Source organism: Sphingomonas profundi (genome assembly GCF_009739515.1).
In the GTDB taxonomy this organism is placed as follows: Bacteria; Pseudomonadota; Alphaproteobacteria; order Sphingomonadales; family Sphingomonadaceae; genus Alterirhizorhabdus; species Alterirhizorhabdus profundi.
In genome coordinates, this window is sequence record NZ_CP046535.1 from 3,584,365 (window position 1) to 3,604,056 (window position 19,692).

The 19,692-nt window shown below is 72.8% G+C and carries 17 protein-coding genes; 4 read left to right on the plus strand and 13 right to left on the minus strand.

Going from position 1 to position 19,692, the window contains the following annotated elements; translation table 11 throughout:
- Window positions 1-2 precede the first annotated feature (2 nt).
- Both ribA and GNT64_RS17090 read left to right on the plus strand, forming a co-directional pair.
- Complete coding sequence (gene ribA, locus GNT64_RS17085; protein ID WP_156680607.1) at window positions 3-1,070, plus strand: GTP cyclohydrolase II; 1,068 nt, start codon at window positions 3-5, stop codon at window positions 1,068-1,070.
- On the plus strand, window positions 1,067-1,573 hold the full coding sequence (locus tag GNT64_RS17090) for a L,D-transpeptidase family protein (RefSeq protein ID WP_156680608.1): 507 nt from the start codon (window positions 1,067-1,069) through the stop codon (window positions 1,571-1,573). Before ribA ends, GNT64_RS17090 begins: the two co-directional genes overlap by 4 nt.
- Before the next feature lie 112 nt (window positions 1,574-1,685).
- Here the strand turns inward: GNT64_RS17090 and purH are convergent, their stop codons facing one another.
- The 9 genes from purH to GNT64_RS17135 form a co-directional block, all read right to left on the minus strand.
- Window positions 1,686-3,254: a bifunctional phosphoribosylaminoimidazolecarboxamide formyltransferase/IMP cyclohydrolase gene (gene purH / locus GNT64_RS17095; RefSeq protein WP_156680609.1), complete on the minus strand. Its 1,569-nt coding sequence runs from the start codon at window positions 3,252-3,254 to the stop codon at window positions 1,686-1,688.
- A gap of 85 nt (window positions 3,255-3,339) precedes the next feature.
- Entirely contained in the window at window positions 3,340-5,139 is a 1,800-nt protein-coding gene (locus tag GNT64_RS17100; protein ID WP_156680610.1) for a heparinase II/III family protein, read from the minus strand.
- 2 nt (window positions 5,140-5,141) lie between these two features.
- The gene (gene rpe, locus GNT64_RS17105) at window positions 5,142-5,804 is read right to left on the minus strand and encodes a ribulose-phosphate 3-epimerase (RefSeq protein WP_156680611.1); all 663 of its coding nucleotides are present in this window, start codon (window positions 5,802-5,804) and stop codon (window positions 5,142-5,144) included.
- Between the two features lie 81 nt (window positions 5,805-5,885).
- Window positions 5,886-7,151, minus strand: a complete 1,266-nt coding sequence (locus GNT64_RS17110; protein ID WP_156680612.1) for an RsmB/NOP family class I SAM-dependent RNA methyltransferase — start codon at window positions 7,149-7,151, stop codon at window positions 5,886-5,888.
- Window positions 7,152-7,181: 30 nt separating this feature from the next.
- Entirely contained in the window at window positions 7,182-9,200 is a 2,019-nt protein-coding gene (locus tag GNT64_RS17115) for a transglycosylase domain-containing protein (protein ID WP_156680613.1), read from the minus strand.
- A 59-nt stretch (window positions 9,201-9,259) separates the two neighbouring features.
- Window positions 9,260-10,336: an NAD(P)/FAD-dependent oxidoreductase gene (locus GNT64_RS17120; protein ID WP_156680614.1), complete on the minus strand. Its 1,077-nt coding sequence runs from the start codon at window positions 10,334-10,336 to the stop codon at window positions 9,260-9,262.
- A complete protein-coding gene (locus tag GNT64_RS17125; RefSeq protein WP_156681722.1) occupies window positions 10,333-10,986 on the minus strand; it encodes a methyltransferase domain-containing protein in 654 nt (217 codons plus the stop codon). The genes GNT64_RS17120 and GNT64_RS17125 overlap by 4 nt, the downstream gene beginning before the upstream one ends.
- A 35-nt stretch (window positions 10,987-11,021) precedes the next feature.
- Window positions 11,022-12,080, minus strand: a complete 1,059-nt coding sequence (locus tag GNT64_RS17130; RefSeq protein ID WP_156680615.1) for a type III polyketide synthase — start codon at window positions 12,078-12,080, stop codon at window positions 11,022-11,024.
- A gap of 91 nt (window positions 12,081-12,171) precedes the next feature.
- Window positions 12,172-12,423, minus strand: coding sequence for a hypothetical protein (locus GNT64_RS17135; RefSeq protein ID WP_156680616.1), 252 nt, complete (start codon window positions 12,421-12,423; stop codon window positions 12,172-12,174).
- Window positions 12,424-12,598: 175 nt separating this feature from the next.
- Here GNT64_RS17135 and GNT64_RS17140 point away from each other — a divergent pair, with 175 nt between their 5' ends.
- Window positions 12,599-14,632, plus strand: coding sequence for a trifolitoxin synthesis, TfuA (locus GNT64_RS17140; protein WP_156680617.1), 2,034 nt, complete (start codon window positions 12,599-12,601; stop codon window positions 14,630-14,632).
- Here the strand turns inward: GNT64_RS17140 and GNT64_RS17145 are convergent.
- From GNT64_RS17145 to GNT64_RS17155, 3 genes are read right to left on the minus strand one after another with little or no spacing between them, the layout of a single operon-like run.
- Window positions 14,622-15,299, minus strand: a complete 678-nt coding sequence (locus GNT64_RS17145) for a TfuA-like protein (protein ID WP_156680618.1) — start codon at window positions 15,297-15,299, stop codon at window positions 14,622-14,624. The two genes, GNT64_RS17140 and GNT64_RS17145, sit on opposite strands and share 11 nt — an antisense overlap.
- Window positions 15,296-16,447 carry a YcaO-like family protein gene (locus GNT64_RS17150; protein ID WP_156680619.1) on the minus strand — a complete coding sequence of 384 codons (1,152 nt, stop codon included), beginning with the start codon at window positions 16,445-16,447 and terminating at the stop codon, window positions 15,296-15,298. The genes GNT64_RS17145 and GNT64_RS17150 overlap by 4 nt, the downstream gene beginning before the upstream one ends.
- 7 nt (window positions 16,448-16,454) lie before the next feature.
- Window positions 16,455-16,748 (minus strand): hypothetical protein, encoded by a 294-nt coding sequence (locus GNT64_RS17155; RefSeq protein ID WP_156680620.1) that lies wholly within the window; start codon window positions 16,746-16,748, stop codon window positions 16,455-16,457.
- Between the two features lie 235 nt (window positions 16,749-16,983).
- On the opposite strand from GNT64_RS17155, the gene GNT64_RS17160 reads away from it, so the two are divergent.
- Window positions 16,984-17,205, plus strand: a complete 222-nt coding sequence (locus tag GNT64_RS17160) for a hypothetical protein (RefSeq protein WP_156680621.1) — start codon at window positions 16,984-16,986, stop codon at window positions 17,203-17,205.
- 12 nt (window positions 17,206-17,217) lie between these two features.
- On the opposite strand, the gene GNT64_RS17165 is transcribed toward GNT64_RS17160, so the two are convergent.
- On the minus strand, window positions 17,218-19,512 hold the full coding sequence (locus GNT64_RS17165) for a CDC48 family AAA ATPase (protein WP_156680622.1): 2,295 nt from the start codon (window positions 19,510-19,512) through the stop codon (window positions 17,218-17,220).
- Window positions 19,513-19,692: the final 180 nt, after the last annotated feature.

Below are 19,692 nucleotides of genomic sequence, written 5' to 3' on the forward strand. Positions count from 1 at the left end.
CGGTGACGGCGGACCGCGCCGCCGCGCGCGCGATCGACGCGCTGCGCCGCGGCTGGGCGGTCGGTGTCTCGGCGGACGACGGGCGCGTCGCGATCCTGGCGATCGAGGGCGCTGACGACGGGCGCCTCGCCGCCTTCGATCCGGATCGGCGGGCCGCCGTCCTGCTCTCGGCCGGGCGCGCCGCCACCCTGCATTTGACCAACCAGCTGCCGGCGGCGGCAGCCGAGGAAGGGGCGGGCGCGGTGCAGGTCGCCCGCGTGCCCTGGCTGGATCTGCCGGCCGCCGTGGCGCTGGCCGATCCCGCGCTCGATCTCGTCCGGCCGCTGTCCGGGCCGTGGCGCAGCGAGCCGGTGGCGGCGCCGCTGGCGGCGGCGGCGGCGCTGCGCCTGGCCCGGCTGGCGGGGCTGCTGCCCGCCTTCTTCGTCGGCGACGGCGCGGTGGAGGTGGAGGTGGCGGCCGCCGCGATCGCGCTGCACGACGCGCCCGCCCGCCTGGCCATCGCATCGCGCGCGCGCCTGCCGATCGCGGCGGCGGACGCGTGCGAGATTGTCGCCTTCCGCAATCCGGACGATGCCGCCGAGCATGTCGCGCTGCTGATCGGTCAGCCGGACGGCCGGCCGCCGCTGGTGCGGCTGCACAGCGAATGCCTGACCGGGGACGCGCTCGGCAGCCTCAAATGCGATTGCGGGCCGCAGCTGGATGCGGCGCTGGCCGCGATCGCCGCGAGCGGCTGGGGCATCCTGCTGTATCTGCGGCAGGAGGGGCGCGGCATCGGCCTGGTCAACAAGCTGCGCGCCTATGCGCTGCAGGATCAGGGTTTCGACACGGTGGACGCCAATGTGCGGCTGGGCTTCGCCATCGACGCGCGCGATTTCGGCGCGGCGGCGGCGATGCTGCGCCTGCTGGGGCAGGATCGCATCGATCTGATGACGAACAATCCCGCCAAGGTGGCCGCGCTAGAGGCGGCCGGCATCGCGGTGGCGCGGCGGGTGCCGCATGCGGCCGGTGCCAACCCGCACAACCACGCCTATCTCGCCACCAAGCGCGACCGTACCGGGCACATGCTGTGACCTTGCTGCGGGTGGAGGCGGGGGCGGGCAGGATGCACGCGTTCGGCCGCGCCATCCCCTGCGCGATCGGGCGCGGCGGCGTCACCCCCGCAGCGGCGAAGCGCGAGGGAGACGGGGCGACACCGCTCGGCCACTGGCCTCTGCTCGGCATTATGCTGCGGCCCGATCGGGTGCAGCATGGGCGCAGCAATCTGCCGTGGCGCTGGCTGCGGCCGGACGACGGCTGGTCGGACGACGTGGCCGATCCCGCCTACAATCGCCCCGTCCGCCACCCGCATCCTTTCTCGGCTGAGCGGCTGTGGCGCGCGGACGGCCTCTACGACGTCATCGTCGTGCTCGGCCACAATCATGCGCCGCCGGTCGCGGGGCTGGGCAGCGCCATCGTCCTCCACTGCTGGAACGAGGGCGGCGCGACCGAAGGCTGCGTCGCGATCGACAAGGCCGAACTCGTGGCGCTGCTGCCGCTGCTCGCGCCTGGCGACACGATCGGGATCGTCGTCTGAGCCCGGATCGACACTTAAGCGAATCAAGTCGATCTTACGCGTTCTTACGAGCGGACATGCAAAAGGCTGAATGTCGATCCGGCCTCAGGCGTGGGCCGTCCGGCAGCCCGCCTCAGTGGCGGAAGTGGCGCATGCCGGTGAAGATCATCGCCAGCCCCGCCTCGTCGGCGGCGGCGATCACCTCGGCATCGCGGATCGATCCGCCGGGCTGGATCACGGCCGTCGCACCCGCCTCCGCCGCCGCCAGCAGCCCGTCCGCGAACGGGAAGAACGCGTCGGAGGCGACGGCCGATCCGATCGTCCGCGGCTCGGCCCATCCCGCCTTCTCGGCGGCGTCCTTCGCCTTCCACGCCGCGATGCGCGCGGATTCCAGCCGGTTCATCTGCCCCGCGCCGATGCCGGCGGTCGCGCCGTCCTTGGCATAGACGATCGCGTTCGATTTCACGTGCTTGGCGACCGTCCAGGCGAAGCGGCAGTCCGCCTGCTCCTGCGTGGTTGGCGCGCGGTGCGTCACCACCTTCAGGTCGGCATCGGCCAGCCGGCCGAAATCGCGCGACTGGACGAGGAAGCCGCCGGCGACCGACTTCATCGTCTTGCCCCGCCGCGCCGGATCGGGCAGCGGGCCGGTGAGCAGCAGGCGCAGATTCTTCTTCGCGGCGAACACCGCCTTCGCCGCATCGTCCGCATCGGGCGCCGCCACCACCTCGGTGAAGATACCCGCGATCGCCTCGGCGGTCGGCCCGTCGAGCGGCCGGTTGACGGCGATGATGCCGCCGAAGGCCGATACGCTGTCGCAGGCCAGCGCCTTGGCATAGGCTTCCGCCAGCGTCGCGCCGGTCGCCACGCCGCACGGATTGGCGTGCTTCACGATCACCACGGTCGGCGGGCCGTCGCGAAACTCGCTGACCAGTTCCAGCGCGGCGTCGGCATCCGCGTAATTGTTGTAGCTGAGTTCCTTGCCCTGGATCTGGCGCGCGCCGGCGAGGCCGCCGTCGCCGCCAGCCGGGGCATAGAGCGCGCCCATCTGGTGCGGGTTCTCGCCGTAGCGCACCTGCGCCACCTTCGTCATGGCGATCGCCACCCGGTCCGGAAAGCGCTCGCCCTGGTCGACATGGGCGAACCAGCCGGCGATCGCCGCATCATAGGCGGCGGTCGCGGCGAACGCCTTGGCGGCCAGGCGGCGGCGATCGTCGAGCGTGGTGGTGCCGCCGGCGACGAGCGCATAGTCGGCCGGATCGGTGACGATCGCGACATGAGCGTGGTTCTTCGCGGCCGAGCGCACCATCGAGGGTCCGCCGATGTCGATATTCTCGATCACCTCGTCGCGCCCCGCACCCTTCGCCACGGTGGCGGCGAACGGATAGAGGTTCACCACGACGAGATCGATCGCGCCGATGCCGTGCGCCGCCATCGCCGCGACATGGGCGGGATCGTCGCGCACGGCCAGCAGGCCGCCATGCACGTTCGGATGCAGCGTCTTCACCCGCCCGTCCATCATCTCGGGAAAGCCGGTGAGGTCGGAGACGTCGCGCACGGTGAGGCCCGCATCGCGCAGCACCCTGGCGGTGCCGCCGGTGGAGACCAGCTCCACGCCCTTGGCCGCCAGCGCAGCGCCTAACTCGGCGAGGCCGCTCTTGTCGGACACGGAGAGGAGGGCGCGGCGGATGGTGACGTCGGACATCGGGGTTCCTGTATCGCTCGACCCCTCGGGATGAGCGGGAGGATGTGGGGCGCCCCTAAGGCATCCCGTTGCTCGTGTCAGCCCTTCACGCCGCCCGGCGGAACAGCCAGCTCACGCTCGCGCCGCCGGCGGCGGCCTCGCCGGTCATCACGATCTGCACCGATCCGCGCGGGCGCCCGGCCGGGTCGATCCACAGGCTCTCCTCGGTCGCCAGCGCCGCGCCCTTGCAGCGGAACTGCCACAGCGGGCCGCCCGGCAGGCGCAGCAGCGCGCCCTGCTCGTCGGCGGTCGGCGTCACCTCGATGCCGGGGGCCAGGTGGAAGCGGATGGCGAAGCCGGCGTCGCTGGCGCGGCGACGGCGGTTGGCCGGCAGCAACACGTCCTCGCCCTTAAGCTCGCGCCCGTCGCCGGAGAGCAGCAGCTGGCGGCGGTGGATGAAGCCGAAGCGGCGGGCATAGCCGTCATGGCTCACGTCCAGCCGGCTGCCGCCCTCCAGCTCGTGCCGGTCGAGCTCCACCTCGGTGACGCCGCGGCCCAGCGATCCGTCGTCGTGGATGGCGGTGGAGTTCGAATCGGCCACGATCAGCGTGGAGTGGGCGGCGGTGGAGCGCAGCGCCTCGGCGAATTCGGCCGGCAGCACGCCGCCGCCGCGCGGGCCGCCGCAATTCACGATCAGCCGGTGCGCCCCGTCCGAGAACTCGAAGGCGAGGGTGGAGGCGCAGCCGCCCGCCGCCAGCCGGCTGGCCGGCGGCGGGGCGGCATCCAGCACCAGCACCGCCTGTCCGCAGCCGAGCCGCTGATAGCCCCAGTCGCGCGCCTGGCGCAGCGGCCGGGCGCGCACGCCCGACGCCTCGATCGCCGCCGCCACCCGCGCCGCGGCGATCGGCGCGCCGCCCTGCCAGCTGGAAAGGCCGCCGTCGCCCAGGGTGACGCCCAGCAGCGCCGGCACCGCGCGGGAGAGGGCGGCGCTCACCGCCTCGTGCGGCTCCCGGTCCATGCCGAGATAGACGGCGCGCAGCTGCGCCAGCAGCTCCACCAGCTCCAGCTGCGCCACCGGCGAGCGGTTGGCGAGGCCGCCGTCGCCGTAGAGCGAGGCCGCCATCGCCCGTGCCAGCCCCGCCTCGCCGGCGGCCAACCGCGCGTCGCCGCCGGGGATCAGCAGGCCGGCGGCGATCACCCCGGCAAAGGCGGTGAGCCGGGGCAGGCCCTGCTCAGCCTTCTCCGCCCCGCGATCCAGGTGCCGCGCCGCCCGCGCCAGATTGTTGAGCACGGCCGAGCGGTAGACGACGTCCGCGCTGGACAGGATCAGCGGCGCGTGCGCGCCCCAGAACAGGATGCGGCGGCCGATGATGTCCGCCCGCCAGGCCGGCTCCGCCACCTGCGCGCCGTGTGTCGCCAGCCACTCGCGCGTGATCGCCTCCGCCACCGGCGCGGCCCGTTCGCGCGGGGCAGCGGCGGCCAGATCGCGCAGCCAGGCGAAACCGTGCAGCGTATCGACGAAGCCGGGCGACAGGCCGGGTGCGGCGAGATCCATCGTCTCAAGATCCAGGCTCTCGCCCAGGTGAATCATGCGGCCGCCCATCAGCGCGCGGCCGGCGGAAACGTCCCCGGCGATCGGATCGGCCGGCACGCCCAGCAGCTTCAGCGGATAGCGGCCGCGCAGCCGCAGCGTGTGCAGCGGCGTGCGCCAGGCGAGCCGGTGGAGGCGCGCCGCCAGTCGCTCCGCCAGCGACTGGCTGCGATCGCCGGCCACGCGGATCAGGCGCTTGCCCGGCTCGATGTCCCCCTCGCCGGTCCGGTCCTCGCCGGCGCGATCGTCCGGCGCTCCGCCGTCCCCGGCGCCCGGCGCGATCGGTTCACCGGGGCTGCCGAGCGGGCGGGCCATCGTCAGGCGGCCTTCAGCGCGGCGATGTTGGCCGCATATTCCGAAGGGCCGCCCTTGAAGGTGGCGGTGCCGGCCACGAACACGTCGGCGCCGGCATCGATCGCGGCGCGGATGGTGGTCCGGTCGATGCCGCCGTCCACCTCCAGGTCCACCGTCAGGCCCTGCTTGTCGATCGCCTTGCGGATCGCCTCGATCTTGCGGAGCTGGCTGGCGATGAAGCTCTGCCCGCCGAAGCCGGGATTGACGCTCATCACGAGCACCAGGTCCACCTCCTCCAGCACATAGTCCAGCATCTTGGCGGGTGTCGCGGGATTCAGCGAGACGCCGGCCTTCCTGCCCAGCGCGCGGATGCGCTGCAAGGTGCGGTGCAGGTGCGGCCCGGCCTCGGCATGCACGGTGATGATGTCCGCGCCGGCCTCGGCAAAGGCGTCGAGATAGGCATCGACCGGCGCGATCATCAGGTGGACGTCGAACGGCCTGGCGGTATGCGGCCGCAGCGCCTTCACCACCGCCGGGCCGATCGTAATGTTGGGCACGAAGTGGCCGTCCATCACGTCCACGTGGATCCAGTCCGCCCCGGCTGCGTCGATCGCGCGTACCTCCTCCCCCAGCTTCGCGAAATCGGCGGAGAGGATGGAAGGGGCGATGCGGATCGGCTGGGTCATAAGGGCGCAAGCCTTAGAGCCTGATCGGGCGAAACGGAAGCGCGTCGCGCGTGGGCCACGGGCAGGCGCGGCCGGCGCGGATCAGGCCGGCTTGCGGAAGCGGGCGACGAAGAAGCCGTCGATGCCGCCTTCCTCCGCCAGCATGTGCGGCAGCACGCGCACGCGGCCCGCCTCGTCCGGCACGATCCCGGCCGGCAGCTCGGCAGCGGAGACCGGCTCCAGCGCGAAGCCGTGGCCGACGGCGAAATCCTCGGCGACCCGCTCGCCCTCCGCCCGCTCCAGCGAGCAGACGGCGTAGACCAGCGTGCCGCCCGGCCGCACCCAGGAGGCCGCCCGCGCGATCATGGCGCGCTGCGCCTCGGCCAGCGCCTTGATCGCGCGATCGGTCACGCGGTGCAGCACATCAGGATGGCGGCGGAAGATGCCGGTGGCGGAGCAGGGCGCGTCCAGCAGCACGGCATCGAACGGCGCATCGGGCGCCCATGCCATCACGTCCGCCACCTCGACGCGGGCCGGAAGGCCGGTGCGGGCGAGATTGTCGGTCAGGCGGGCCAGGCGCGGCTCCGACGCATCGATCGCCGTCACGTCCCAGCCGGCGGCGGCCAGCTGCATCGTCTTGCCGCCGGGCGCGGCGCACAGATCGAGCACGCGGCGGCCCGCGCCCGGCCCGAGCAGGCGGGCGGGCAGCGAGGCGGCCAGATCCTGCACCCACCAGGCGCCATCGGCATAGCCGGGCAGGTCCGCCACCGAGCCGCCGCGGGCGACGCGCACATGCCCCGGCGCCAGCGAGATGCCGCCGAGCCGCTCGGCCCAGCCGGCGGTATCGTCGCCGCGCAGCGACAGATCGAGCGGCGGCGGGGCGGCGATGGCTTCGCCGGCGGCCGCGACCGCCTGTTCGCCCCACGCCTTGCGCCACCGCTTCGCGACGCCGGCGGGCAGCGACGGCGGCTGCGGCAGGGCCGCCTGCGCCCGCATCACCGCGCCGAACACGCCGTGCACCAGCTTGCGCGGTCCGCCGTCCACCAGCGGCAGCACGGTGGCGATCGCCGCGTGCGGCGGCGTGCCGAGCGCCAGCGCCTGCGCCAGCGCGATGCGCAGCACGCCGCGCGCCTTGGCGTCGTGCGGCAGCGGCCGCTGCGTCGCGCCGTCGATCAGCGCGTCCAGATCGGGCAGGCGGCGCAGCACCTGGGCGGCGATCGCGTGGGCGAGGCCGCGATCGTCGGCGCGGTCGAGCCCGGCGGTGGCCGATGCCATCGCCGCCTCCAGCGGCAGCCCCTGGCGCAGCACCGCATCGAGCAGGCGCAGGGCGGCACGGCGCGCGGGCGTGCCGGCGGCATCGGGTGTCAGCGGATGGTCCTTGCGATCACGCGGGGGCGTTCAGTTCGGCCGCTGGCGGCCGAGGACGCCGTTCAGCCACTGCTCGTCCAGCTGCTCCGGTGCCTGCACGTCCTGCTGGCCCGCCGGCGCGGCATCCTCCTCGCGCGGGGCGGGTGCGGCTTCCTCCCGGCCGATGCCGTTCTCGTCGACGAAGCTCTCGTCCGGCTGGCCGAAATAGGCCTCGTCGTCCGGCTCCAGCTGCCACTCGGGCAGAGTCACCTCGGTGTCGAACGCCTCGGTCGGCCGCTTGGCGACGGCGACGCGCATGAAGGCGGCGAACGCCTGCGCCGGCGCGCGGCCGCCCTGCAGGCCGGGGATCGCCTTGGCATCGTCGCGCCCCATCCACACGCCGGTGGTGAGGCCGCTGGAGAAGCCGACGAACCAGCCGTCCTTGTTCGACGAGGTCGTTCCCGTCTTGCCCGCCACCGGCCGGCCGATCTGCGCCGCGCGGCCGGTGCCGGTGTTGACCGCCGTCTGCAGCAGGTCCGTCATCTGCGCGGCCACGTAGGGCGCCACCAGCACGCGCGAGGTATCCACCTTGTGCTCGTAGAGGATGTCGCCGGCGCCGGTCGTCACCTTCAGGATGCCGTACGGGGTCACGGCGATGCCTTTCTGCGCCACGGCGGCGAAGGCGCGGGTCATGTCGATCAGCCGCACATCGCTGGTGCCCAGCACCATCGAGGGGTGGGTATCCACCGGCGTGGTGATGCCGAAGCGGCGGGCCATGTCCGCCACCGTATCGAAGCCGACCTCCGATCCCAGGCGCGCGGCGACCGTGTTGATCGAGAAGGCGAAGGCGCTGCGAACGTCCATCTCGCCGTTGAAGCGGCCGCTGCTGTTGCGCGGGCGCCAGCCGTCGATGTCGATCGGCTCGTCCACCACGCGATCCTCGGGCTTGTGCCCGGCCTCCAGCGCGGCGAGGTAGACGAACAGCTTGAACGCCGATCCCGGCTGGCGCACCGCCTGCGTCGCGCGGTTGTAGATCGAGGAGACATAGTCGGTGCCGCCGACCATCGCCCGCACCTCGCCGCCTCGATCCAGTGCCACCAGCGCGCCCTGCGTGCCCGGCGGCGTGTTCTGGCGGATCGCATTGTCCGCCGCGCGCTGCATCGCCAGGTCCAGCGTCGTCCACACGTCGATCGGCTCGCTCGTCTCGTCCACCAGCGTGTCCAGCTGCGCCAGCGCCCAATCGGTAAAGTAGCGCACGCTGTTCTGCTTGGGCTCGGGCGCCAGCGCCACGGCGGCGGGATCGGCGGAGGCTGCCTCTGCGGCGCTGATCTTGCCCTGCGCGCGCATCAGATCGATCACCACCTTGGCGCGGCCCACGGCGGCGGCGGCATCGGCGGTGGGCGAATAGTTGCTGGGCGCCTTCACCAGCCCGGCGATGATCGCGGCCTCGCCCAGGGTGAAGCGATCGGCCGAGTGGCCGAAGAACTTGCGCGCGGCGGCATCGATGCCATAGGCGCCGCCGCCGAAATAGACGCGGTTGAGGTACAGCTCCAGGATCTGCTGCTTGCTGAACTTCCGCTCCATCGCCAGCGCCAGGATTATCTCGCGGAACTTGCGGGCGAAGGTGCGGGTGTTCGAGAGGAAGATGTTGCGCGTGAGCTGCTGGGTGATCGTCGACCCGCCCTGCGCCCAGCGCCCGCGCTCCACGCGCACCATGCCGCTCCGCGCGATGCCGATCGGGTCGACACCGGGGTGCATGTAGAAGCGCCGGTCCTCGGTGGCGATCATCGCGTCCACCATCGGCTGCGGGATCTTGGCAAACGGGATCCACTGGCCGTAGCTCGGCCCGAGCGAGACGATCACGGTGCCGTCCGCCGCGTGCACCCGCACCATCTGGCCGTTGGGCGAGGATTTCAGCTCGTCATAGCCGGGCAGCGAGGCCATCGCGATGACGACGGCGATGACGAGCGCGACGACCGCCGCCAATCCGCCGAACACGAGGATCTTGAACGTCCGCACGATGGTGCGGCGGACGGGGCCGGTTTGGGGACTGGAGCGCTTGGATGCCATCGGTGAGGCGCCCGATTATAGGTTAAGCCGCGGCGCCACAAGCCGCGTGCGCGCCCGCCTCAGCCACCGATGCGGGTGAGACGGGCGAGCAGGCCGGCGAGGCCGGGCACGCCGGCGAGCGGCGGCAGCAGCGCCCGCGCCGGCCCCTCGGCGATCGTCCGCAGGCCGCTCGCCAGCCGCAGCGGCCGTGCGGCATGGGCGGCGAAGGCGCGCTGATAGGCGGGGGCGCCGCCCGCGCCGGCGCGGGCGTGATGCGCCGCCGCCAGCCGGCCGCTGGCCAGCGCGATCGCCACGCCATCGCCCGCCAGCGATGCGATCACCGCCGCCTGGTCGCCAAGCCGGAAGAGCCCCGGCATCGTCTCGCCGGTGCGCCAGCCATAGGGCACGGCGGCGATCGCTGCCCACGCGGGCGCATCCTCCGCGCCGGCGATCCGTGCCGCCAGCGCGGGCGCGTCCGCCGCGAGGCTGGCGAGCAGCGCCTCCGGCCCGGCGCCCAGCCGCGAACGCTTGACCGAGAGGCAGAGGTTGATCGATCCGTCCTCCTGCACCAGCAGCCCGGCATAGCCACGGTCGAGCAGGTGCAGCTCGATCGTGCCGGCCAGCGCCGCCGCCAGCGCGCGGCCGGGCCGCAGACGCGCGCGTAGGCCCACCGCCGGATCGTCGCCGCCGGCCTCACGTGGCCGGGCGAGGCCGCGCAGATCATGCTTGCCGGTGGCGAGGAACAGTGCGTCGGCCGTCAGCTCCGCGCCGTCGGCCAGCCGCAGTCGTAGCCCCTCGGCCGCGCGCACCGCCAAACCGCGCTCGATCCGCGCGCCGGCCGCGGCGGCGGCGCGCAGCAGCGCCGCGTCGAGCGCGTAGCGGGAGAGGCCGGCGGCGCGGCCGGGCAGGCGGCTCTCGGCCGAGCGTCGCCCCGCGATCAGCCGCAGCCGGCCGATCGGCCGGGCGCCGAGCGCCGCCGCCTCGACGCCGATCCGGTCGAGCGCCGCCAGCGCATCCCAGCCCAGGAAGCCGCCGCACACCACGTCCCGCGCCTCGCGGCTCCGCTCGACCAGCAGCGGCGGGGTGCCGGCGCGGGCGAGCAGCAGCGCGGCGGCGGCCCCGGCCGGGCCGCCGCCCACCACGATCGGCCCGCTCATCGGAACCGTTCGACGCAGAGCCGGAACGGGAAGCGCCGTACGACGCGCGCCTCGGCTATCCCGGCATCCGCGAGCATCGCCCGCCACTCGTCCGGCCGAAAGGCGCGCGCCACCGACAGGCGCCCGTCCGCCCGCACGATCGGGTGCCAGCGCAGCGCCGCAGCGAGCAGCGGGAAGCCGTACCAGGCGAAGCGGTGGCGGTGCAGATCGTTGACCATCCAGCCCATCGCCGACTCGGCTTCCATGAAGCGCAGGAAGGCGTCGATCTGCGCCTCGTCCATGTGATGCGTCACGAAGCTGCTGACGATGCAATCCCACCGCTGGCCGGCAAGATCGGCATAGTCGCCGGTGCGATAGTCGATCGCCATGTCCGCTGGCGTCGCCGCGCGGGCGGCCGGCGCGCTGTTCGGGTTGAGATCGATGCCGACCAGCTCCGCCGCGATGCCGCGCCGGCCTGCCCAACGGGCGATCGCACGCAGCATGTCGCCCTGGCCGAAACCGACGTCCAGCAGGCGCAGCCGCCGGGCGGCGCCGACCGCGCGGGCAAGGAAGGCGAGGGTGGGCCGCGCCGACATCGTCACCACGTTGACCCGCGCCAGATCGGCGAGGACGGCGGCGTAGGCGTCGGCCGGCAGGTCGGCCGCGTCCATCTGCTCCTCCTGCCGCCAGCGGCGGGCGAGCGGGTTCACGGCACGCTCCGGAAGCGGAACCCCTCGGCGGCCAGGCCCGGGCCGAACGCCACGGCGACGCCGTTCGCCACCGGCCGCCCGATCAGCCCGGCCAGCACGAACATCAGCGTGGCGGAGGACATGTTGCCGTAATCGGCCAGCACCCGGCGGGATGGCGCCAGCGCCTGCCCGTCCAGCGCCAGCGTGCCTTCCACGGCATCGAGTATCGATCTGCCGCCGGCGTGGACGGCCCACGCGTCCACCGCCTGCGGCGGGCCGAACAGGCCGGCGGTGAAGGCGGGGTCGCGCAGCGCCGCCGCGATCCGGCCGGGCACCTCGCCGGACAGGTGCATCGCGAAACCCTGGTCGCCGATGCGCCAGCGGATCAGGTCCGCCGAATCGGGCAGGGTGGCGGCGAACATGCCGTCGATCGCCAGGCCGTGGGGATCGGCGCTGACGATCGCCGCGGCGGCGCCGTCGCCGAACTGGAGCATCGCCAGCAGCGGCTCCAGCGTGTCGTCGGGCTGCAGGTGCAGGGTCGAGAGCTCCACCGTCACCACCAGCACCCGCGCCGCCGGCTCCGACCGGACGATGTGGTGCGCCGCGCGCAGCGCCGCCACCGCCGCGTAGCAGCCCATGAAGCCCACCAGCGTGCGCTCGACGCCGCCGTCCAGCCCCAGCGCGGCGGCCAGGATCTGGTCGATGCCGGGCGCCACGAAGCCGGTGCAGCTCGCCACCACCAGGTGGGTGATCCGGCCGAGCGGCCCCAGCCGCCCGATCGCCGCCAGCGCCAGCGCCGGCGCCGCCTGGGCATAGACGTGCATCCGCGCGGCGGTGGAAGGCAGGATCGCGTCCGCGTAGAAGCCGCTCACCTCCACCGGCGATCCGCCATGCGCCGCCGTGGGCAGCACGGACCAGCGGTGCGCGATGCCGGATCGCTCGGCCATGCGGCGGAACAGCGCCCGCTTGCGCGGATCGGCCAGCCGCCGCTCCGCCCAGCCGATGAAGGCGGCGTGCACATCGTGATCGGGAACGGCGGTGCCGATGGCATTGATGGTGGCGGTCGGTCTGTCCACGCGATCCTGTCCGTCCGCCGCCGGGGTGCCCGGATCACGCGATACTGCGGACAATCATCGCCGAGGCAAAATGTTTCGGTGAAGCGGCCAGTTAGGCGTGGCGGGTGGTCGGACGCGGCCGATCCGTGCGCTTGCCGGGGAACGGATTGGCCGGCGCGATCGGCGGATCGTCGCTGCTCCGGCCGAACAGGCCGCAGGCGCGCGGCAGGCGGCGGGGCGGGGCAGGGGAGCCGGCGTCACGATCGCCGAAAAGGCCGTGGGACATGTCGGGCTCCCGCTCCGGGCACAGGATCAGGCCGAGGCAGGGGTTCGCGGCATCGATGCGAAGGCTCGGCAGCAGCATCTCGGGCACCCCTCCGGCCGGGCAGCCCGGCCTGTTCGTCTGTTCGGTTGCCGGAAGGCGCGATGACGTCGCGTGAACATCGCCCTTCCGACAGGGACGTGTTAGGCGCGCCGCCGTGAGCGCATCCGTTGGTCTATCGTGAAAAGATCGTGAATCCGGTAGTGCAGGGGGCAAGATGGCGGCCGAACGATCCTCCTTCGCCGAACCCGGATATCTGATCCGGCTGCATGGCGACTTCCGCGTGGTCGATTGCGCCACCGGCGGCGACGCCACGCCGCGCAGCCGCAAGGCGCGGGCGCTGCTCGCCTACCTCGCCCTCTCGCCCGATCGCTGCGCCGGACGCGAGCGGCTGACAGGCCTGCTGTGGAGCGATCGCGGCGAGGAGCAGGCGCGCGCCAGCCTGCGCCAGACGCTGGCCGAGCTGCGCGGCCTGCCACTGGGCGAGGGGATGGCGATCACCCGCCGCGACGTCTCGCTGATCGAGGGCGCGTTCGAGACCGACCTGCACCGCGTCGTCGCCGCGGCGCAGAGCGGCGACCTCGCCCGGCTCTACGATCCGCTGAACCAGCTCGGGCCGGTGCTGCTCGGCGATCTGGAGGGGGCGGACCGCTGCTATGACGACTGGCTGCTGGTGGAGCGCGGCCGCCAGCAGGGACGCATCGTGCAGACGGTGCTGGCCGCCACCGCCGGCGTCACCACGCCGGGCACGCTGCCGCTGCGCCGCGCGATCCTGACGACGGTGCAAGGCCTCGATACCGGCGACGAGGAGATCGCCCGGCGCGGCATGGCGCTGGACCACCAGGCGGGCGATCTCGCCGCGCTGCATCGCCGCTACCGCCAGCTCGATGCCGGGCTGAAGCGGGACTATGACGCGCCGCCCTCGCCAGAGACGCAGCGGCTGTTCCGCCAGTTCACCGCCGTCGGCCCGGTCAACGTCGCGCCGGCCGAGCCCGCCCCGTCCGGCCCGCGCTTCCCCGCCCCGCGCGAGGCGGCGGCGGCGCGGCGCATCGAGCCGCCGATCCTCGTGATCTCGCCGTTCCAGGTGATCGGCGCGGGCGGCGAGGAGGCGTTGCTGGCGCAGATCTGCCACGACGATCTCCAGACCGCGCTCGGCGGCTTCCGCGATCTGCGCGTCCTCTCCGTCTCCGATTCGGGCACCGCCCGGCTGGATGCCGCCTGCGCCGCGTCGATCGCCAGCTACGCCCTCTCGGGTTCGGTGCGCGGGCATGACGGCGAGTATCGCATCAACCTGCGGCTGACCGCGATCGAGAGCGGGCTGCTCGTCTGGACGCGGCAGCTCTCGGTGCGGCAGACCGGCCTGGGCGCGGCGATCGACGATCTCGTCGCCCGCATCGCCGGGGCGGTGCTGCCCGTGGTCGAGCGCGACATGAGCCGCGTGCTGGAGGAGGCGCACGATGCCGATCCCGCCGCCTACGCGCTCTATTTCAGCGGCCGCGCCCGCCTGCTGGTCTCGCAGAGCCTGGCAGACGTGCGCGCCGCCGCCGACATGTTCGAGCGGGCGATCGATCTCGATCCGGCGCTGACCAACGCCTATGTCGAGCTGGCACGGCTCTACAATACCGATTTCCTCCAGCGCATGGCCGGGCACGATATCGCGCCGCTGCGCGCCCGCGCGTTCGAGCTGAGCAGCAAGGCCGCCTCGCTGGATCCGGAGAGCGGCCACGTCCACTCGCGGCTGGCCTGGTGCTATCTGCGGCGCGGCGACGGCGCGCTGGCCGAGCAGCGCTTCTCGGCCGCGCTGGAGGCGAGCCCCTATCATGCGGACGGGCTGGACGAAGCGGGCTTCGGCCTCGTCCATCTCGGCGCGTTCGATCGGGCCGAGGCGCTGCTGCGCCGCGCGTTCGAGTTCAATCCCTTCCCGCCCGACGAATATTTCTCCGACATGGCTGTGCTGCTGGCGCTGCGGCACGAGCATCAGCGCGCCGAGGAGCAGTTCGAGATATCGCGCAATCCATCGATCCACTATCTCGCGATCCGCGTGGCCAACCTCGCCTTGCTCGGGCGGACGGATCAGGCCGCGGCGCTCGGCGGCACGCTGCGCGCGCGCTTCGCGCCGCTGTGGCAGGCGGCGGGCAGCCCCAGCGACGCTGACCTGATCGAGGGCATGTTTCACTTCCTGCCGTTCCAGCGCCCGCAGGATCGCGAGACGCTGACGCGCGGCCTGTGCGCCGCCGGCTTCAGCTGCTGATCCGCCGCCGCAGCCCGCGCAGGAACACGGTTTCGGGTGGCGGCCGGCAGGGTGGGGGCGCGATCGGCATGGCGAGGCGATCGATCAGCGCCTCGGCGTCGCGGCGCTTGAGGCTCGCCTGCTCGTCGAGCGGGGCAAGCGGCCGGCCGGTCGCGGCGGCGAAGCGCGCCCGCAGCGCCGGCCATGTCCGGTCGCGAAAGTTCATCGCCGCCGCGATCCGCATCAAGGCGGCGCGATCGGCGGGCGGCGCGGCGGCCACCGCCGCCGCCACGTCGACCAGCGCCACCGTCAGCGGCCGGCTGCCGAGCGCCGGCGGCGCGTGGCTGACCATCACGGCGTCGTCGCGCGTCCAGCGGCCGTCGCGATAGGCGGCGTAGATCGCCCCCACGCCGATCATGCCGAACCGGTCGAGCTCGGCCGCGCGCAACGCGCCGAGGCTCGCCGCGCCGAGCACCGGCACGCCGACCGCGATGGCCGCCAGTATCTCCTTGTGCCACACGCTGGGGCCGCTCTCGAACACGCCGTCCACCAGGCCGATCGCGGCCGGCCGTTCGGCGGCGGCGCGCAGCACGTCGCCGCAGCCGGCCGGCGGGCGCAGCACGAGCCCACGCGACAGCGGGCGTCGCGATCCCCACAGGCTGGGGCCGGCGAACAGGATCGCGCTCATGCCGCGAACGCCGGCAGGGCGGACGGGCGATCGTGATCGCCGAACCCCGGCACGACGACGCGGACCACCGCTATATTCGCGCCGGCCGGGCTGAGATCGACGCACGGCACGCGCCCCGCGCCGGCCGCCTCGCAGATCGCGAGCAGGCGCTCGCGCGCGGCGGGCAGCGTCAGGCGGCAGTCCGGCACGTCGGCGAAGGCGCGCATCGGCCCGCCGCCGAAATCGTGCATCGCGAAGGTGAGCGCCGCTCGCTGGCCGCCCGGATCGGCATAGTCGGCGGGCGAGAGATCGTCGCGCGCGCCGGCGATCAGCGCGCTGCGGGTCTGCGCCGCCTCGGTGATCGCGCGGGCGAGGGCGATCGGCGCGCGCGGATGGCAGCCGGCGCCGAAGGCCGGCGGCAGCGCCAGCGTTGCGGCCGGCGCGGGATCGACGATCGCGCAGCCGATCGTGGCGATGCCGTGCGCCGCGCTCATGTCCCACAAAGCGCAGCGCAGCCCGGCGCGCGCCACCCGCGCCAGCAGCCATCGCCCGGCACGGTCGCCGATCGTGGCGGGATCGATCGCGGTGGCGCGGCGCGCGCGGGGGCGGGCCGCCATCCAGCGCGCCTGCGCGTCCCGCTCCACCGCCTCGCACAAGGCGGAGACCTGCGCCTCCACCGCGTCGTTGCCCGCCGCCAGGCCGTTGGTGTTCGGCCACAGATCGGCCGGGCGCTGAACGGTGCAGTCCATCGAGACCAGCCCGTGCGGAACCCGCATCGCCGCGCCGGAGAGCAGGTCGACGGCGGCGCACCAGCCCCGCGCGCCGAGCGGATCGAACATTGCCTCCTGCTCGAAGGCTTTGGGTATGCGCGCCCAGAACGTAGCTTCGTCGATCGTGGCGCGGCCCTGCCCCGCCGGGGCCAGCGACTCGGCGCAGTGCAGCTCGATCGCTTCCATCAGCGCGGAGACGCGCGCCGCGTTCGCCGTCAGCCCCTTGCCCTGCGACACGCTGAGCGACCGCGCGAGCGGCCGGACGGCCTGGAAGACGGGGATGCCGATCCGGTCCAGCCCGGTGACGTCGGCCAGGCGGGTGACGCCGATGGCGCGCGCCAGCGGCAGGATGCGCGCCAGCGTCTCGGCCGTGCGGACGCCGCGCCCGTAACCGGCGATCGCGACGTCAGGCTTCGCGGTTGTTGCCGCTGCCGATCATCGCGAACATCTTGACGCCGGTCGGCTTGTGCGGCGGCAGCGCGACGGCATCGAGAACCTCGCGCGTGCGGGCGAAGGTCTGCTCGGCCGCCTCCAGCGCCTCCTTCTGCGCGCCCAGCAGATCGTCGCGATTGGCGACATAGTCGATCTGCTCGGCCATGGCGTAGCCGATCACCTTCTTGGGATCGCCTGGTGCCGTCAGCCTGATGACGAACAGACGTGGTGCGTCGTCATGCTTGGTCTTGTCGTCAGCTAGTGTCATCGCCGCCTCCCGTCGCGCCTGTCGGGCGCCTCGGAGGTACTGGGTAAAGCCCCGTTCGTGGTCTCGCAAGGTGTCAAAGCGGTTTTCGAACACGACGACATGTTCAGCCCCACCAAGCATCGATCCTGTTGCCCTCACCGATCATCGAATATTCATGATTATTCCAGCATTCCGCGCGTATATTGGCATGTCGAGAGGTGGAATCCGCCGCCAGGAGCGGAGATCGGACGGGGCAGTGACGAAGACCATCTCCGTGCTGCTGACCGAGGACGAAGCCGATCTGCTGCTGGCGGCCCTGGACACGGAGCGGGAGATCTACCTCCAGTCGGCGCGCGATGCGTGCGCCGACGGCAGCCACGATCTTGCCGTGACGCTGGGCAACGCGGCCGATCGCGTCTGCGCCTTCCGCACCCGCCTGCTGCGCGAGATGGAAGGCGCACGCCTCAGACAGCGATAGGCCGCCCCCGCCTCACTCCGATCGCGGTTTCAGCATGCCGGGGGCGATGAAGCCGATCGGGTCGAGCGCCAGCGAATCCTGCTTCAGCCGCGAGGACATCTGCTCATATTCGCGCTCGATCTCCGGCGTCACGCTCGCGCGCGTCTCCTGCAGCGCATGCTCGAAATCGGCCGCCGTCACGGTGTCGGCCGCCAGCGATCCGCGCAGTGCGAAAAGGCCGGCGCGCCGCACCAGATCCTCCAGATCGGCACCGGTGAAGCGATCGGTACGGCGCGCCAGCGCGTCGAGATCGACATCGTCGGCCAGCGGCATGCCGCCGGTGTGGATGCCCAGGATGCGCCTGCGGCCGCCCTCGTCCGGCACGCTGACATAGACGAGCTCGTCGAAGCGGCCGGGACGCAGCAGCGCCGGATCGATCAGGTTCGGGCGGTTGGTGGCGCCGATCACCACCACCGACTGCAGCTCCTCCAGCCCGTCCATCTCGGCGAGGATGGTGTTGACCACCCGCTCCGTCACCTGCGGCTCGCCCATGCCGCCGCCGCGCGCGGGCACCAGCGAGTCGAGCTCGTCGATGAAGATCACCGTCGGCGCCACCTGCCGCGCGCGGGCGAACAGGCGGGCGATCTGCTGCTCGCTCTCGCCATACCATTTGCTCAGCAGGTCGCTCGACTTGGTGGCGATGAAGTTCGCCTCCGCCTCGCGCGCCACCGCCTTGGCGAGCAGCGTCTTGCCGGTACCGGGCGGCCCGTAGAGCAGGAAGCCCTTGGCCGGGCGGATGCCGAGCCGGCGGAACGCCTCCGGGTTCTTCAGCGGCAGCTCCACGCCCTCGCGCAGCCGCTCGCGCGCCTGGTCAAGCCCGCCGATATCGTCCCAGCCCACATTGGGCGCCTGCACCATCACCTCGCGCATGGCGGAGGGCTGCACGCGCTTGATCGCGAGCTGGAAGTCCTCCCGCGTCACGGACAGCGTATCCAGCACCTCCGGCGGGATCGTGCGCGAATCGAGATCGAGCTTCGGCATGATCCGCCGCACCGCCTCGATCGCCGCCTCGCGGGTGAGGGCGGAAAGGTCGGCGCCGACGAAGCCGTAGGTCTGGCGGGAGAGCGAGTCGAGATCCACCTGGTCGCCCAGCGGCATGCCGCGCGTGTGGATGCCCAGGATCTCGCGCCGGCCGCGCTCGTCCGGCACGCCGATCACGATCTCGCGATCGAACCGGCCGGGCCGCCGCAGCGCCTCGTCGATCGCCTCGGGCCGGTTGGTCGCGGCGATGATGACGGTGTTCTGGCGCGACTCCATGCCGTCCATCAGGGTCAGCAGCTGGGCGACGAGGCGCTTCTCCGCCTCGCCCGTCACCTGCCCGCGCTTGGGCGCGATCGAATCGATCTCGTCGATGAAGATGATCGAGGGCGCGGCCTTGGCGGCCTGCTCGAACACCTCGCGCAGCCGCTTCTCGCTCTCGCCATAGGCCGATCCCATGATCTCCGGCCCGTTGATGAGGAAGAACTGCGCGTCACTCTCGTTCGCCACGGCGCGGGCGAGGCGGGTCTTGCCGGTGCCGGGCGGGCCGTGCAGCAGCACGCCCTTCGGCGGCTCCACGCCCAGCCGCTGGAACAGCTCGGGATAGCGCAGCGGCAGCTCCACCATCTCGCGCACCTGATCGATCGTCGAGCCGAGCCCGCCGATATCGTCATAGTTCACGTCGGCACGGCGGGCCTCCTTCGCCTCCTCATATTCGGGCCGCAGCTCCACCTCCGTGTCGGCATCGATATGGACGATGCCCTTCGGCACGGTGGAGACCACGGCGAGGCGGACCTCCTGCAGCGAATAGGCCGGCGCGTTCAGCATCTGGCGCAGCTGCGGCGGCATGTTGCCGTGGTTGATGCGCTGCTGCCCCGCCGTCGCCACGATGTCGCCGGTGGTCAGCGGCCGCATGCCGAAGCTGCGCTTCAGGGCGTCACCCGATCCCTGGAGACGCAGATTCTCCTGCGCCGGCGCGAACACCACCCGCTGGGCCGGCTTCGACTCGGCCTTGCGTACGACCACGAAGTCGCCGGAGCCGACGCCGGCATTGGCGCGCTGCAGCCCGTCCAGCCGCATCACGTCCAGCCCCTCGTCCTCGGCATAGGGCAGCACCGCGCGGGCGGGGGTGGATCGCTTGCCGACGATCTCGACGATATCGCCCTCGCTCAGCCCGAGCGCGTTCATCGTCGCGCGGGAAAGCCGCGCCAGACCACGCCCGGAATCGTCGGGTCGCGCATTCGCGACCTGGATCCTGCGCCCGTCGGCAATCGCTTCGGCATCGGCCATCGTTCGTCTCCCTCAGCCCGCCTAGAAGATAGGAGACCCGCCGGCGGTTTCGATGCGGTACGAAAAAAAGCCGGAGCGGGCGGTTGTGCGGTGCATGATTTCCTGTTGCAGTGCAGGGAACATCGCGATCGTCGCCCCGTTGGCATCGATAGCGAACCGGGATCACAGGGATTCGTGGCG